The 15743-nt window shown below is 71.7% G+C and carries 10 protein-coding genes; 7 read left to right on the forward strand and 3 right to left on the reverse strand.

What is annotated here, in order from left to right:
* Nucleotides 1-235 precede the first annotated feature (235 nt).
* Complete coding sequence (locus IE153_RS29480; RefSeq protein WP_189592830.1) at nucleotides 236-847, reverse strand: hypothetical protein; 612 nt, start codon at nucleotides 845-847, stop codon at nucleotides 236-238.
* A 311-nt stretch (nucleotides 848-1158) separates the two neighbouring features.
* Nucleotides 1159-3324 (reverse strand): RecQ family ATP-dependent DNA helicase, encoded by a 2166-nt coding sequence (locus IE153_RS29485; RefSeq protein ID WP_189592831.1) that lies wholly within the window; start codon nucleotides 3322-3324, stop codon nucleotides 1159-1161.
* Nucleotides 3325-3466: 142 nt separating this feature from the next.
* Between IE153_RS29485 and IE153_RS29490 the strand changes: the two genes are divergently transcribed.
* The 7 genes from IE153_RS29490 (at nucleotide 3467) to IE153_RS29520 (ending at nucleotide 15170) form a co-directional block, all read left to right on the forward strand.
* A complete protein-coding gene (locus tag IE153_RS29490; protein ID WP_189592832.1) occupies nucleotides 3467-5332 on the forward strand; it encodes a DUF4192 family protein in 1866 nt (621 codons plus the stop codon).
* A 622-nt stretch (nucleotides 5333-5954) separates the two neighbouring features.
* Nucleotides 5955-7871: a glycogen debranching N-terminal domain-containing protein gene (locus tag IE153_RS29495; RefSeq protein ID WP_189592912.1), complete on the forward strand. Its 1917-nt coding sequence runs from the start codon at nucleotides 5955-5957 to the stop codon at nucleotides 7869-7871.
* 129 nt (nucleotides 7872-8000) lie between these two features.
* The gene (locus tag IE153_RS29500) at nucleotides 8001-8759 is read left to right on the forward strand and encodes an NUDIX hydrolase (RefSeq protein WP_142158764.1); all 759 of its coding nucleotides are present in this window, start codon (nucleotides 8001-8003) and stop codon (nucleotides 8757-8759) included.
* 146 nt (nucleotides 8760-8905) lie between these two features.
* Complete coding sequence (locus tag IE153_RS29505) at nucleotides 8906-11167, forward strand: ABC transporter ATP-binding protein (RefSeq protein WP_189592833.1); 2262 nt, start codon at nucleotides 8906-8908, stop codon at nucleotides 11165-11167.
* Nucleotides 11168-11328: 161 nt separating this feature from the next.
* Complete coding sequence (locus IE153_RS29510; RefSeq protein ID WP_189592834.1) at nucleotides 11329-12216, forward strand: FadR/GntR family transcriptional regulator; 888 nt, start codon at nucleotides 11329-11331, stop codon at nucleotides 12214-12216.
* Between the two features lie 426 nt (nucleotides 12217-12642).
* Nucleotides 12643-14184: an RNA polymerase sigma factor gene (locus IE153_RS29515; RefSeq protein ID WP_031103324.1), complete on the forward strand. Its 1542-nt coding sequence runs from the start codon at nucleotides 12643-12645 to the stop codon at nucleotides 14182-14184.
* Between the two features lie 137 nt (nucleotides 14185-14321).
* Nucleotides 14322-15170, forward strand: coding sequence for a S1 family peptidase (locus IE153_RS29520; protein ID WP_189592835.1), 849 nt, complete (start codon nucleotides 14322-14324; stop codon nucleotides 15168-15170).
* A gap of 178 nt (nucleotides 15171-15348) precedes the next feature.
* Here IE153_RS29520 and IE153_RS29525 read toward each other — a convergent pair whose 3' ends face one another.
* Nucleotides 15349-15579, reverse strand: coding sequence for a DUF7455 domain-containing protein (locus IE153_RS29525; protein ID WP_031103326.1), 231 nt, complete (start codon nucleotides 15577-15579; stop codon nucleotides 15349-15351).
* Nucleotides 15580-15743: the final 164 nt, after the last annotated feature.

Genomic DNA, 15743 nt, shown 5'->3' on the forward strand with positions numbered 1-15743 from the left:
TGCCGCTGCCGCGGCGCTGCCCGGCGGGTTGTTCACCATGCCCGAGGGCGGGGGCCGTGCCCGCGTGGTGACCCGGCCCGACCCGAGAAGCGCTTCTGTGGCCGTGGCGGACCGCCGTGCTTGCGGCAGGTCCGGTGCAGGGGCCGGACGGCCTCTTCCGGCTCGTTGTCGGAGTCGTGATGCGCCGTGTGACGAAGTGCGGTCCCGGCTCCGTTCGGAACGGTCTGTTCGGGACTCAGCGTGCCGCCGCTGCGCGGCGCAGTACCTCGGAGGCGCCGCCGGTGCGCGGTATGGGTGGCGGTGCCTCCGACGTGGCGAACGGCTCCGGTGCGGACGCCGAGTGAGGGCGGCGTCCGCCGCGGCCCTCGCCCAGGACCTGCCATCCGTCACGGGTCAGCGTGATGTACGCCCCGCAGCGCAGTCCGTGGAGCGTGCACGCGTCGCGCAGCCCCCACATCCACGCGCCGTCCTCCTCCGTCCAACGAGCGTCGCCCTCACGGCAGTAGAGCAGTATCGCGGTGCGCGCCGGTGTGCGGCGGCGCAGATCGTGCGGGATGACCCGGCGCAGCTGTGCGAGCAGCGCGTTGCGGAACATCCAGCCGTCGGCAGGGGCCGCACGGCGCACGAACGAGGCGCTCGCTCGCAGCCGCTCGTCCGGGTCGAGTACGGCGACGACAGCCGTCGCCGGCTGCGGGTGGTGCCGGGCGTGCAGTCCGCTGACGATCTCACGGGGGTTGCGCAGGAGTGGGATCCCGGCGGCGGCCCATTCCGCGGGTTCGAGCAAGCGGTTGGCGGAAGCGGCGGACATCGACGCCGCTGCCGAGGCCGGAGCGAATCCGAAGGTCACGGTCCTCCCTTCGGCTACGCGCCCACACTGCGGGCGGGGTCGGATTCCTGGGAGCGCGCACCGCAGCAAAGCCCTACCGGAGCGGCCGGCGAGCCGTGCGGGAGCGGACTTCAATTCTTCCTGTCGAACTTGAATGCGGCAACGAGCAATTGAGGCAGCCGACCGTTATCAGATGATGCGCGGCTAATATCCCCACCGAGTGTGTCGCCGGATCACCCATGGGGCGTTCGACCACGACACGTTCGTACGTCATGGGGGTGTGCGGCGTCCAGAGGCGTGCCTGGGCGGCCGCTCCGGATCCCGTACCGACGTCAGCCCTGCACAGCCAGCACCAGCGGCAACACCCCCTGCGCGCCGGAGCGTCGGAGCATGCGGGCCGCGACCGCGAGAGTCCAGCCGGTCTCTGTGTAGTCGTCCACCAGGAGGACCGGGCCCTGGGCTCCAGTGAGGGCGGACGCGAGGGCGGGTGGCACGGCCAGAGCCCCGTCGAGCGCCTTCAGCCGCTGGGCGCTGTTGCTCCGAGAACCCGGGAACGCGTCGTCGGTGTATTCGACGGCGCCCAGCAACGGCAGCCGGCCGATCTCTGCGATGCGCGCCCCAAGGGAGTTGATCAGCTGCGGACGCGTGCGCGAGGCGACGGTGACGACGCCGGCCGGGCGCGGCCCGCTCTCCGGAGCGCCCGGGGCCCAGCCGCCGGGACCCTTGGCCCAGTCGGCCAGCACATCCACCACCGCCTTGGCCACGTCGTCGGGCACCGGCCCGTCGGGTGCCTGGGGTGCGAGCATGGGCCGCAGCCGGTTGCCCCACCCGATGTCCGACAGGCGCCCCAGCGCGCGCCCCGACGCGGCCTGTTCGCCGGCCGGGATGCGTCCCTTGAGGTCCACTCCGATCGCCGGCAGCCCGGTGGGCCACATCCGTCGGGGCTCCACCTCGACACCGGCCCGGCCCAGGTCCAGGCGCGCGGCGTCGAGCGCCTCCTCGGACGTGTCGGCGGCGAAGCGCGGACCGGCGCAATTGTCGCAGCGTCCGCACGGTTTGGCGGCCTCGTCGTCCAGCTGGCGCTGCAGGAACTCCATGCGGCAGTCGGTCGCCGACGCGTAGGCGCGCATGGCCTGCTGCTCGGCCTCGCGCTGACGTGCCACCCATGCGTACCGCTCGGAGTCGTACGTCCACGGCTGCCCGGTCGCGATCCAGCCGCCCTTGACCCGCTTGACCGCCCCGTCCACGTCGAGGACCTTGAGCATGGTCTCCAGGCGGGAGCGGCGCAGCTCCACCAGTGGCTCCAGGGCGGGGAGCGACAGGGGCTTCTCCGCGTGCCCGAGGATGTCGAGCGTGCGGCGCACCAGGTCTTCGGAGGGGAAGGCGAGCGACGCGAAGTACTTCCAGATCGCTTCGTCCTCCCTGCCCGGGAGCAGGAGCACCTCGGCATGCTCCACACCGCGCCCGGCGCGGCCCACCTGCTGGTAGTAGGCGATGGGGGAGGAGGGCGAGCCCAGGTGCACCACGAAGCCCAGGTCGGGCTTGTCGAAGCCCATGCCGAGCGCCGAGGTGGCGACCAGCGCCTTCACCTTGTTGCCGAGCAGATCCTCCTCGGCCTGCTGGCGATCGGCGTTCTCCGTCTTGCCCGTGTACGACGCGACCGTGTGCCCCCGCTGCCGGAGGAAGGCGGTGACCTCTTCGGCGGCCGCCACGGTGAGGGTGTAGATGATTCCGGACCCCGGCAGTTCGTCGAGGTGTTCGGCGAGCCAGGCCATCCGGTGCGCGGCGTCCGACAGCCGCAGCACGCTCAGGCTCAGGCTGTCCCGGTCCAGCGGACCGCGCAGCACGAGGGCGTCCGAGCTGCCGCCGGTGCCGAGCTGTTCCGCGACGTCGGCCGTCACGCGCGCGTTGGCCGTGGCGGTGGTCGCGAGCACCGGCACGCCAGGAGGGAGATCGGCGAGCATCGTGCGCAGCCGACGGTAGTCCGGCCGGAAGTCGTGTCCCCAGTCGGAGATGCAGTGGGCCTCGTCCACCACGAGGAGCCCTGTGGCGGCCGCGAGTCGGGGGAGCACCTGGTCCCGGAAGTCCGGGTTGTTGAGCCGCTCAGGACTCACCAGGAGGACGTCCACCTGGCCCGCGGCGATCTCGTCCTGAACGGCGTCCCACTCCTCGGTGTTGGAGGAGTTGATGGTCCGGGCGTGGATACCCGCCCGGGCAGCCGCCTCGACCTGGTTCCGCATGAGCGCGAGGAGCGGCGACACGATCACCGTCGGGCCGCTGCCCCGCGCCCGCAGCAGCGAGGTCGCCACGAAGTACACCGCGGACTTGCCCCAGCCCGTGCGCTGGACGACCAGGGCACGGCGTCTGTCGGCGACCAGTGCCTCGATCGCCCGCCACTGGTCCTCGCGCAGCCTGGCCTCCCCCGAGACGTCCCCGACGAGACGGGCGAGGACCGCGTCGGCCGCCGCCCGGAGTTCCGCGTTGCTCGTGTGCTCCATGCGTTCCATACAACAGGACGGGACTGACATCCGGAGCCGCGCACCGGAACCTGTGGACGCAGTGGCTTCGGGGTGACGTGTCCCTGATCGGACTTATCCACAGGCTCAAGCGGAGGATTGTGTTCCGCGAGATCGTCTTGGCATGACGAACCACAGCGAAACGACCGGATCCTCCGAGAACGGCGACATCACCGGGCCCGCGTCCCAGGGCGGGCACAAGAACAGTGAAGAGGCGAGTAAGGGGAGCAACCCGTCCGGACCGCGCTCCTCCAGCCCCGCGTACGGCAGTCACGGCGACGAGCACCAGGTCACCCTGCGCACCCCTGCCGAACTGGCAGACGCCCTGCCGTACCTGCTCGGATACCGCCCCGAGGACAGCATCGTCCTGGTCGCGCTGCACGACAGGGACGGACGCGGGCGGTTCGGCGGCCGGGCCCGGCTCGGTATCCCCGCGAACGCGGACGACTGGCCGTCCGCAGCCCGGCAGCTGTCCCATGGCCTCGTGACGGGAAGCGAGCGCCGAGGGGCCCGGCCCGAGGCGATGGTCGCCTTCCTGTGCCAGGAACCGGAGAAGGGACAGACCGGCCGGCAGGTGATGGAGCGGCTGAGGCCTCTGGCCCAGAGGCTGCGTGTCGAGTGCGGTTCCCTGGACGTGGTGGTGGTCGAGGCGCTGTGTATCTCGGAGGGCCGCTACTGGTCCTACTGCTGCGACAACGCAGCATGCTGCTCCCCTGAGGGAGCCCCCATGGGCCTGCCCGGCACCTCCGTGCTGGCCGCGGCGGCCACCTACGCCGGTATCCAGGTACGCGGCACGCTGCGGGAGCTCCGGGCCCGGCTGTTCCCCTGGGAGAGCGCCGCGGCACTCGAGCAGGAGGCCGCCCTGGACGCCGCCAGCATGGCTCTGGTGCCGAAGATCCTGGACGACACGGGTCGCGTCGCCGTGGCCGACGAGACGCTGGAACTGGCCGGGAGGATCCTGGACCGCCTCGCCGAGGCGCCGCCCGCCTCCGGCGTGCTCCTGGCGGATCTCCGCGACGACGAACTGGTCGGGCACGACGAGGCCGCCCGGCTGATCCTCGGCCTCCAAGACCGAGCGACCCGCGACCGCGCTGCCGAGTGGATGGAGGGCGACGAGGCCGGACACGCCCTTCGCCTCTGGAGGACACTGGCTCGCCGCTGCGTCGGGCCCTACGGCGAACATGCTGCCGCGCCGCTCACCCTGGCCGGCTGGGTCGCGTGGTCCACCGGCGACGAACTGGAGGCCCGAGAAGCCCTGGCCATGGCCCTGGGCGCCGATCCCGACTACCTCTTCGCCCGCCTTCTGCACCAGGCCTGCAATGAAGGTCTCGACCCGGAGTCGGTCCGAAGCTGCCTGCGATCGGAGCGCGAAGACCGTGGGCGCGTGGTGGCCGATCTCTTGGAGCCGCGGGCGGCCGGGGACGAGTCCGCTGCACGCGGGACGACCTCGGTGTCCGAGACCGAGCCACACGACAGGCGTTCGCCGGCAGCGGCGCCGTCCGACTCCGGGCCATTCGGTAAGCCCTCACCCGCAGTGGCGCCGCTGCCCGATCCCGGGGTCCTCGGCAAGTCCTCGCCGGCAGCGGTGACGCCCGATTCCTTGGCCTCCGGCAAGCCCTCACCATCAGTGGTCACGCCCGAGATCGGGTCATCCGAAGTGCCCTTGCCGGCAGCGGTGCCGTCGCGTCGTCGCCGCCGTTCCCGCCCTGCCGGCACCACCGGCGCAGCCTCCGGAGGTACTGGCATGGAAGACCGTGACAGGGGAGCTCGGGCTCCCCGGCGGCGCACGCCGACGGACAGCACGCGCCCTGCCGGTGCTACCGAAACCGGTTCTCGCCCGGGCCGTGCCACAACGGCGAGCTCTACGCGGTCCGGCAGCGTGCGAACGACCGGTACGCGCGCGCGTCCGTCCAAGAAGTCGGCCATGCCCTGCCGGGACACAGGTCAGGAAGCCGCACCGCCCGGTCACGGCGGGGGCGACCAGGAGTGAGCCATCGCCGGGCGACCTCGACGCGCAGGGCGACGGGCTACGGGCGTGACTCGAAGGACGCCCCCACCGTTCACCTGAGTGGCGGAGCGGCTGGACAGGCCGTGACGCCGCACTGCCCCGCTCCGCCGGAGCCCTCCGGCCCCGGCGCCGAACACGATCGAGGCGCACTGAGCGCAGAGGAAGCCTCCTTATGCAACAGCCGACTCCGCCCGCTGCCGCCGATGACCGCCGCCCCCAGGGCGGGTCCCCGCCACGCCTCGGTTCGGGTCTGGGCCCGTCCGGGGCCGGAGTACCGGGGGCGGGGGAGCAGGTTGTCCCTCCGCGACCGGCGGCACGGCTCGACGGTTACGGACCGAGGTTCCCCGGTAGTACGGCAACCGCCTCTGCACCCACCGGCCCCGACTCGCGCTCGCCGTCGTCACCGGGCCCGGGCCGATCGTCTCTCCGATGGACGGCCCAGAATCGTCGCCCTGGTGCGGGTCCGGGGTACGGCGCGCTCTCACCACCCTCTGCTCAAGGACGGACTCCGGCCTCCCCGGGGGATTCGTCGTCGCCCCCGCCCCGGGGTGCCACGATCCCCGGACTGCGCTGGTCCACCGACTTGCCACCCGCCCACACCGCGATGATCTGCGTCGCCTTACCCGGTCTGGCCATCTCGACCGACGAAGGGCAGCTGACCGGTCGTGGGCTGGAGGGGTTCTACCGCGCCGGGCGGCGCGTGCTCTCCCGGTGCGAGATCCGTGTCGCCGGACGAGAACCCCTCGCAGTGCAGGCCCGGATGGTCTCGGCCGACCGCGCCAGGTTCGTGGGCACGCTCCGCGCGTCACCGCAGGCGGGCCCGGACCCGGACGTGATCGTGGAGCGCTACCGCTTCGCGGACGGCACCGAGCGGATCACCCTGCACAGCGCAGCTCCCCGCCCGCTGCGGCTGCCGGTCGAGATCGTCCTGGGCACCGACCTGGCCGACCTCGGGTCGATCGCCTCCGGGAGCGCGGGCCCCGAACTCTCCGCCAGCGTGCACGGCTCGGGCCTGCGCTGGTCCTGCGCCGCCGGCGACGCGTCCGTCACGGCCGAACCGCCTCCCTCGGACGCCCTCGCCTCGGCCGGGCTGCTGCGCTGGGAGCTCGACCTGCCACCCGGCGGTAGCAGGACCGTGGAGCTGCGGGTGAGGCCGGACGGCGCGGGGCCCCTCCGAGCCGCGGGACGAGCCGCGACCAGCCCTCTGGCCGCGGCGTGTGCGGAGGGCGACGACCCGAGAGCCACAGCCCTGCTGCGGACGAGCATCGAGGACCTCCAGGCCCTCCTCCTGCGCGACTCCGCGAACCCCGCCGACACCCACCTCGCGGCCGGCGCGCCCTGGCGCTGCGGTCTGGCCCCCGCCGACGCGCTGGTCGCCGCCCGGATGGCGCTGCCACTCGGCACCGGCCTCGCCGCCGGGACGCTGCGGATCCTTGCCCGGACCCAACTCACCGGCCCCGGAACGCAGTCCGGAATGATCCCCGGCCCCAGACGGGACGCAGGGCCGCACCTGCCGCCGCAGTGCACCGGTACAGAGGCCACGCTGCTGTTCCCCGCCTTGCTCGCCGAGGCCCGCCGCTGGGGTCTCCCCGACCAGGAGACGGAAGAGCTGCTGCCCGCCGCCGAGCGTTGTCTGGCATGGCTGCGCACCAGCGTGGGCGACGGCACGTACCTGCGCGACCCGAACCCGGGCGGCGTCCGCTGTGAGACGCAGGCTCACGCCCACCGTGCCGCCCTGCTCGGCGCCGACCTGCTCGACGCCTGTGGCCGGGCGGGGGGAGCGGCACTCCGGGAATGGGCACAGGCCTTGCGGACCGCGTTCGCACGGGACTTCTGGGTGGAGGACCGCGGGGGCGGCCGACCCGCGGCAGCCCGTGCCCCGGACGGCAGCCTGGTTCCCCACCTCGGCGCGGCCGCCGTGCACCTCCTCGACACCGGCCTGCTGGGCGGGGGCGAACTGGCACCCGGTCTGCTCGACAAGGTCCGGACCGAAAAGCTTGCCCGGCTGCTCGGCGGCCCGCTCATGGACTCCGGGTGGGGCCTGCGCGGGCTGGGCGCGAAGGAACCCGGATTCAATCCGTTCGGCCACCGAGCAGGAGCCGTACGGATCCAGGAGTCGGCACTCGCTGTCGCCGGACTGGTCGCCGCCGGCTACGAGAGAGAAGCAAGCTCGCTGCTGCGCGGCGTACTCGCGGCCGCCGAGACCTTCGCCCACCGGCTGCCCGAGATGTACGCGGGGGCGCAGCGCACCGCAGGAAGTGCTCCGCTCCCGCACCCGGCGGCCTGCCGCCCCGCGGCCACAGCGGCAGCCGCCGGAGTGCTGCTTCTGACCACCCTCGCCGGCATCCGCCCCGACGCCCCGGCCGGGACGGTCACCCTGCGCCCCATGCGTGGCGCACCCCTCGGGGAGATCGGCTTCACGGGGCTGCGCGTAGCGGGCGCCCCGTTCTCCGTGAGGGTGAGCCGCCTGGGCCTCGCCATGGTCGAGGAGGCGGCCGACGGACTGCAACTGGGGGTTTGACGTGCGGCGACGTACAAATTCAGGACCAGGTGCCAGGCAGTGGAGTCCAAACCCGACCGAAGTGGATCAGTAAGGGGAGGGACCGAAGAAGGGAGTGTTTATCGTCAGGCAGACGACTATGATCGCCGCATGCCCTACGACCCGTCAGCGTTCCCGCCCTTCGCCGTCACCGTGGACCTGGTCGTACTGACCGTGCGCCGTCATGCTCTGTGTGCGCTGGCGGTACGCAGGGGCGAACCGCCGTTCCAGGGACGTTGGGCGCTGCCCGGCGGCTTCGTACGGGCCGACGAGGACTTGGCGCAGGCCGCGGCTCGGGAGCTGGCCGAGGAGACCGGACTGAGCGTCCACGACCCGTCCGTCCCGGCTCAGGACAACGGCGCACATCTTGAGCAGCTCGCCACCTACGGAGACCCCAAGCGGGACCCCAGGATGCGGGTCGTCAGCGTCGCCCACCTCGCCCTCGCCCCCGACCTGCCCGCGCCCCGGGCCGGCGGAGACGCCAGCAACGCGCGCTGGGCCCCGGTCGAGGAGCTGTTGCAGCAGGGCGGCTACGGGCGGGACGCCGAGCCGGTGGCGCCACTCGCCTTCGACCACGCGCAGATCCTCGCGGACGGAGTGGAGCGCGCCAGATCCAAGATCGAGTACTCGTCGCTGGCCACCGCTTTCTGCCCGCCCGAGTTCACCGTCGGGGAACTGCGCCGTGTCTACGAGGCGGTGTGGGGCGTGGCGCTCGACCCGCGCAACTTCCACCGCAAGGTCACGGGCACTCCCGGCTTCCTCGTACCCACCGGTGGGACGACAACCCGACAGGGCGGACGCCCGGCCCAGCTCTTCCGCGCCGGTGGCGCGACGCTGCTCAACCCCCCGATGCTGCGCCCCGAGGTGTGACCGGCGGGCCTGCCATGCGCGCCTGCCGCGGGCCCCGCCGGGCCCGGAACGCGACCCGCACGCAGTCCGGTCGCGGGTGACGGTCCTGCCCGAGGCGGACCTCGGGGTGCCCGAAAAACCGGATATAGCGCGCTATCTTGCTGCGAGTGATCCAGGCCTTCGGACTGACCAGCAACCCGCGCAAAGAGCGTCCGCCCGCAGCCGACGACGTCTCCTTCGAGGCGCGGGCGGGCCGCATCACCGTACTGCTCGGAGCGCCGGGCGCCGGCAAGACGACGGTCCTCAGACTGATGCTCGAACTGCAACAGGGGCGCGGCATCACCCACTTCCGTGGCCGCCCCCTGCATCGCATCGCCCATCCCTCGCGCGAGGTCGGTGTGCTGCTGGGCGACGTGCCCGGGCATCCCGCCCGCACGGTCCGGGGTCATCTGCGCATGCTGTGTGCCGCCGCGGGCGTCCCGGTCCGGCGTGCTGACGAAGTCCTGGAGGCCGTCGGGCTCGTGAGCCTGCGCGAGGAACGCCTCGGCACCCTCTCCCGTGGCATGGACCGGCGCCTCGGCCTGGCCTGTGTCCTCCTGGCCGATCCGCACACCCTCGTCCTCGACGACCCGGCCGACGGGCTCTCCACGCGTGAGGGCACCTGGCTGCACGGCATGTTGCGTGCCCACGCCGCCCAGGGCGGCACGGTTCTCTTCACCACGTCCGACCCGAAGGGAGCCGCGCGCACGGCCGACCGGATCGTCACCCTGGAGCAGGGCAGGATCGTGGCCGACCAGGAGGCCGCGGAGTTCTCGCGCACCCGCCTCCGCCCGCGAGTCGCCGTACGCAGCCCGCACGCGGCCCGTCTGGCGGTTCTCCTGGCCAAGCAGGCCCGCACCTCGCAGCGCTCCGTCGAAGTCGTCCGCGAGGGCGGCAATCGCCTTTCGGTGTACGGCGGTACGTGCGCGGACATCGGCGAGATCGCGTTCCGCCACGGCATCGTCGTTCACCAACTCGCCGACGAGGTAGGTGACATGGGGCCCGGTGCGGGGGGTGCTCAGGCAGACGGAGTGCCTGAGCGAAGTCGCGTCGAGGCAGGGCGCATCACTGACGCGTCGCATGACCGGGATCTGGTGGAGTCAGGACGCATCACTGACGCGACCGATGACCGAGGTCTTGATGAGTCAGACCGCGTCACTGATGCACACCGGACAGTCCTCGCGCCCCGGCTCGGAGAACAGGCATCCCCTCTCGACCCTTCGAGACCGTCCACGCCGGACCCCACGGCCCACACGACCGAGTCACGCCCCACGCCTGAGCCTGCGTCCCTCCCAGACGCGCTGGAGTCGGCCACGGACGAGCCTTCTCCCTCCACAGGAGATCCGACAGCCCCCACGGCCGAGCCGCCGCCCACACCCGCGCCGGAATCCCACCCGGATGCACCGAAGCCGGTCACGAACACGCCGACGCTGTCCTTCGGGCAACCGCAGCTGCCCGATGCCGAGCCGGATCAGCTCCTGGGCGCCTCCTCGGCCGATCACCCGGGCGACGGTTCACCGGCGGCGACCGCGCCCTCGTCGCACAGGGTGCCGCGCGCCGCCCGTGCCCGCACACTCGACGCACTGCCTCCTCTGCCGCCCCCCATCTCCGTCCGCCCCGCCCCCAGCCCCCTCCGTCCTCTCCGCTACGAGATCCGCCGCGCCACCGGGATCGGCACCGGGTTCCTGACCGGGGCCGTCACGCTCGCCGTGTCCGCCGTGATCGCCGTCGTGCTCGCACGCATCGGTCACACCCCGCAGCCGCGCCTGCTGGCCGCATGGCCGCAGGAGCTTCCCCTGCCGCCCGCGGCGCTCGGCGCGGGACTGCTCGGCGCGCTGGCCTTCGGCGACGAGTTCCGCCACCCCGCCCTGGCGGCGGACCGCGGCACCGTGCCCCGCCGACTGGGGCTGCTGGCCGCCAAACTGCTCGTCTCCTCGGCCACCGCGCTGGTACTGGCCGTCCTCACTGTCGGCTGCGATGCCGAAGTGCTCTATCTCGTCTACGGACGGGAGCTCGCCCAGGTTCCCGTCGACTGGCTCCCACTGGGTGCCAGTTGGATCGGGCTCGTGGTCGGCTGCGCCTGGGCCGGCGTATTGGCCGCAGGCGTATTCCGGTCCACCACGGCCGGACTCGCCGCCGTGGGCGCCGTCCCCCTCCTCGTCGTGCCTGTCGTGCACCAGCTCGTGAACGGACCATCCGTGCGAACGGCGGCCGGACTCCCCGTGCGGCTGCGGGAGGCCCTTCTGCCGCGATGGCCCTTCGGGGGCGAGCGCTACCTGGAGGCCGCGCTCAAGGTGGTCTCCCAACCCGTGGGCGGAGCACTGACGTTGTCGCTGACCGCGCTGCTCTGCGCGTATCTGCTCACCACTCTGCGCAGCAGGTTCCGGTGACGACTGTCCGTAACCCTTAGTCCGGCCATGCGCACAACTCCCCGCAGAACGCCCATTTCTTTCCGATAAGGCGTCAATTGCGACGGGGTGAGCGATCACCCTTTCGTGTGCTTTTCACCAAAGACCTCAAGGGAGTTGGAGACGGCGCCGACAAAGGATGCGTGAGTACCCTTGCGCACACCATGATGACCGCCGCCCGCTCCGCTGACTCCGGCCTCGCGAGCCCGGGCGAACTCGACCGCTACCCGTACGCCGAGGCGCCCGCCGTCGACCGTGTCGGGATCCCTGCCTGGGACGGCGGGGACCCCGAGCTGGGCCGCGTGGGCCGTCGCGCCGCGGGCAGCCGCGGACGCGGGCTGCACGGCCAACTCGTCCAACAGCTGGGTCAGATGATCGTGTCCGGCGATCTGGGTGCGGACCGCCCTCTGGTGCCCGAGGAGATCGGCCAGCGCTTCGAGGTCTCCCGCACCGTCGTCCGCGAGTCGCTCCGCGTCCTGGAGGCCAAGGGTCTGGTGAGCGCCCGTCCGAACGTCGGCACGCGCGTGCGTCCCGTCAGCGACTGGAATCTCCTCGACCCGGACATCATCGAGTGGCGGGCCTTCGGGCCGCAGCGCGACGATCAGCGCCGCGAGCTGAGCGAGCTGCGATGGACGATCGAGCCGCTCGCCGCCCGCCTCGCCGCCGGGCACGGGCGCGAGGACGTCCAGCAGCGCCTCGCGGACATGGTCGAGATCATGGGGCACGCGATGGCCCAGGGTGATGCGCTCACCTTCTCCCGCGCCGACTCCGAGTTCCACTCGCTGCTCATCCAGGTCGCGGGCAACCGCATGCTGGAGCACCTCTCCGGGATCGTGTCCGCGGCCCTTCAGGTCTCCGGCAGCCCGGTCACGGGCTGTGACCGGCCGAACGAGGCGTCCCTGGGGCATCACGGCCGCATCTGCGACGCCCTCGCCGCCGGCGACGGAACGGCAGCCGAGGCGGCCATGCGCCAACTCCTCACGGTCCACCCCGAGGTGGAACGGGTCGTGCCCGCCCCGCGCGAGCACTGACCGCGTTCCGCGGGCGGCGCGGCCGGGTGTGCCACCCCCCTCCTGTGGCAATGCCTGATCGGTGATCCGCCTCCCGTCGGACCCCGTGGGATCCTTGGGATCCTGCGGGGTCCGACGGCGCGAAGGGGCCGGGGCCCGGCAGGGCGGCCGGGTCGGTACCGTATGTGACCTCCTCTGTCAGTGTCTGACCGTTTTTGTTCGCTTACGGGGTGTGACTCGGGCCACGCAGATTGGGCGTAACGCTCGCGGGAAGAACGCGATGACCTAAGAGGTGACAGCCGCGGAGGGAATACGGACGTCGTTCACGGCGCTGTGCATCTTCCCGGCCCCCGCCCGCGCCGTCGGCCCATCTCCAAGCCGGCGGTCGGCTCCTGTCCACTGTGGACGGGGCCGGAAGCCGTTTTCCAACGTTCCGAGAGGTTGTTCGTGTCGGCCAGCACATCCCGTACGCTCCCGCCGGAGATCGCCGAGTCCGTCTCTGTCATGGCGCTCATTGAGCGGGGAAAGGCTGAGGGGCAGATCGCCGGCGATGACGTGCGTCGGGCCTTCGAAGCTGACCAGATTCCGGCCACTCAGTGGAAGAACGTACTGCGCAGCCTCAACCAGATCCTCGAGGAAGAGGGTGTGACGCTGATGGTCAGTGCCGCAGAGCCCAAGCGCACCCGAAAGAGCGTCGCAGCGAAGAGTCCCGCCAAGCGCACCGCCACCAAGACGGTCGCGGCCAAGGCGGTGACCACCCGGAAGGCGACTGCCACCGCCACGCCGGCGGCGCCCGCCGCGGAGCCCGCCGCCGAGGAGGAGGCACCCGCCAAGAAGGCGGCTGCCAAGAAGACGACCGCCAAGAAGGCCGCAGCGAAGAAGACCGTCGCCAAGAAGACGGCGGCCAAGAAGACCGGCGCCAAGAAGGACGACGCCGAGATCATCGAGGAGGAGGTGCTCGAGGAGGCAGCCCCCGGCAAGGCCGGTGAGGAGCCCGAGGGCACCACCGAGAACGCGGGCTTCGTGCTCTCCGACGAGGACGAGGACGACGCGCCTGCCCAGCAGGTCGCCGCCGCCGGAGCCACCGCCGACCCGGTCAAGGACTACCTCAAGCAGATCGGCAAGGTCCCCCTGCTCAACGCCGAGCAGGAGGTCGAGCTCGCCAAGCGCATCGAGGCGGGTCTGTTCGCCGAGGACAAGCTGGCGAACGCCGACAAGCTGGCCCCGAAGCTCAAGCGCGAGCTGGAGATCATCGCCGAGGACGGCCGCCGCGCCAAGAACCACCTCCTGGAGGCCAACCTCCGTCTGGTGGTCTCCCTGGCCAAGCGTTACACCGGTCGCGGCATGTTGTTCCTGGACCTGATCCAGGAGGGCAACCTCGGTCTGATCCGCGCGGTCGAGAAGTTCGACTACACCAAGGGCTACAAGTTCTCCACGTACGCCACCTGGTGGATCCGTCAGGCGATCACCCGCGCCATGGCCGACCAGGCCCGCACCATCCGTATCCCGGTGCACATGGTCGAGGTCATCAACAAGCTCGCGCGCGTGCAGCGGCAGATGCTCCAGGACCTGGGCCGCGAGCCCACCCCGGAGGAGCTGGCCAAGGAACTCGACATGACCCCCGAGAAGGTCATCGAGGTCCAGAAGTACGGCCGCGAGCCCATCTCGCTGCACACTCCGCTGGGCGAGGACGGCGACAGCGAGTTCGGTGACCTCATCGAGGACTCCGAGGCTGTCGTTCCGGCCGACGCGGTCAGCTTCACGCTCCTGCAGGAGCAGCTGCACTCCGTCCTGGACACCCTGTCCGAGCGCGAGGCGGGCGTCGTCTCGATGCGCTTCGGCCTCACCGACGGTCAGCCGAAGACCCTCGACGAGATCGGCAAGGTCTACGGCGTCACGCGCGAGCGGATCCGCCAGATCGAGTCCAAGACCATGTCGAAGCTGCGCCACCCGTCGCGTTCGCAGGTGCTGCGCGACTACCTCGACTGAGCGAGGTCGTACGACACGGAAGGCCCGGTTCCCCGAGGGGGACCGGGCCTTCGTGATGCTGCCTTGCCGCGGGTGCGGGGTTTCACGGGGTGAATCACTCTGGGTGTCCCACGGACACCACGGAGTGAGGAGTGCGTATGCGTCGTCGTCTGGCACGATCTCTGGTCCCGCCACTGGTCCTGGCGGTCGCGGTACCGGCCCTGGTAATGGGCTCCAGTGCCCCTGTGGCCGCCGACAGTGTGGTCATAGGTGGTTTTCCCGTCGAGGCGTCCCAGAGCCCGTGGACGGTGGCCCTGTCCAGCCGTGACCGATTCGGGGGTACGCGCGCAGGCCAGTTCTGCGGAGGCGTGGCGGTCGGCCGCTCGACCGTGCTCACCGCGGCCCACTGCCTGGACGAGGACGTCCTGGGCGGGCCGCCCGGGCGTGTACGTGACCTCAAGGTCATAGCCGGCCGCACAGACCTGCTCTCAGGCAGCGGCGGCCAGGAGGTCATCGTGCGCCGCACGTGGGTGAACCCGGCCTATGACGGTGTCAGCAATGCCGGGGACTTCGCCGTGCTCACTCTGGCCGAACCGCTTCAGGGCGACCCGGTCATCGGCATGGCGGCCGATGGTGATCCCGCGTACACGGCGGGCGAGATCGCCACGGTGTACGGGTGGGGCGACACCTCGGGTGCCGGCGAGTACCCCGACAGCCTGCGGGCGGCGCGCGTGCGTGTGCTCCCCGACGCGATGTGCGAGGAGGCCTACCCGGGCGGCTCGGACGGCACCTACGACGCCACGAGCATGTTGTGCGCCGGGGAGGCCGAGGGGGGCCGCGACGCCTGTCAGGGGGACAGCGGAGGGCCGCTGGTGGCCCAGGGGCGCCTGATCGGGCTCGTGTCCTGGGGGATCGGCTGTGGCCGGGCCGGCAACCCCGGGGTCTACATGAGGGTGTCCGACATCATGCGGACACTCGGCTGGGCACGGGCTTCGGGCGGTGCGTGAGGCCCGGTGGAGCCATGGGCACGGGCCTCGGGCGGCGTGTGAGGCGTCCGGCGGAGCCCTGCATCGGCTGGGCGCCTGAACCGGCTGGAGACGAGGGCGGGCGGCTGCCCCTGGTCACCAGGGGCAGCCGCCCGTCCACCGGCCTGTGCCGGGCTGGCTCGTCGTCGGACGCGAGGTCTCAGCGCTCTTCTTCGGAGGCGTTCGCGGGAGCAGACGTGAGCCGCTCCGTCTCGTCCTGTATCTCAGCGGCGATCTTCTTGAGTTCCGGCTCGAACTTGCGGCCATGGTGGGCGCAGAAGAGCAGTTCTCCGCCGCTGAGCAGGACGACGCGCAGGTACGCCTGGGCGCCGCAGCGGTCGCAGCGATCAGCGGCCGTCAGGGGGCTCGCGGGGGTCAGAACAGTAGTCACGTCGCCTCTTCTCTAGCTCGACGAGCTGTCGTACCAGGGTCAACATCCAACCAGCCCCAAAACGTTCCCGCTCGTGGCTTTTCCTCGAAAGAATCTTGCGAGGCGGCTGTCTGCTGCCGGTTGGCGGCGAATGTGCCGTATTGCGTGTCTATGTGTCTTACGGG

The organism is Streptomyces massasporeus, from assembly GCF_014648995.1.
GTDB lineage: Bacteria > Actinomycetota > Actinomycetes > Streptomycetales > Streptomycetaceae > Streptomyces > Streptomyces massasporeus.

Bases quoted from the DNA above. Each gene is read 5' to 3' on its own strand.
- IE153_RS29500 (WP_142158764.1), top strand. From the start codon at position 8,001: ATGCCCTACGACCCGTCAGCGTTCCCGCCCTTCGCCGTCACCGTGGAC.
- IE153_RS29520 (WP_189592835.1), top strand. From the start codon at position 14,322: ATGCGTCGTCGTCTGGCACGATCTCTGGTCCCGCCACTGGTCCTGGCG.
- IE153_RS29485 (WP_189592831.1), bottom strand. From the start codon at position 3,324: ATGGAGCACACGAGCAACGCGGAACTCCGGGCGGCGGCCGACGCGGTC.
- IE153_RS29495 (WP_189592912.1), top strand. From the start codon at position 5,955: ATGATCTGCGTCGCCTTACCCGGTCTGGCCATCTCGACCGACGAAGGG.
- IE153_RS29490 (WP_189592832.1), top strand. From the start codon at position 3,467: ATGACGAACCACAGCGAAACGACCGGATCCTCCGAGAACGGCGACATC.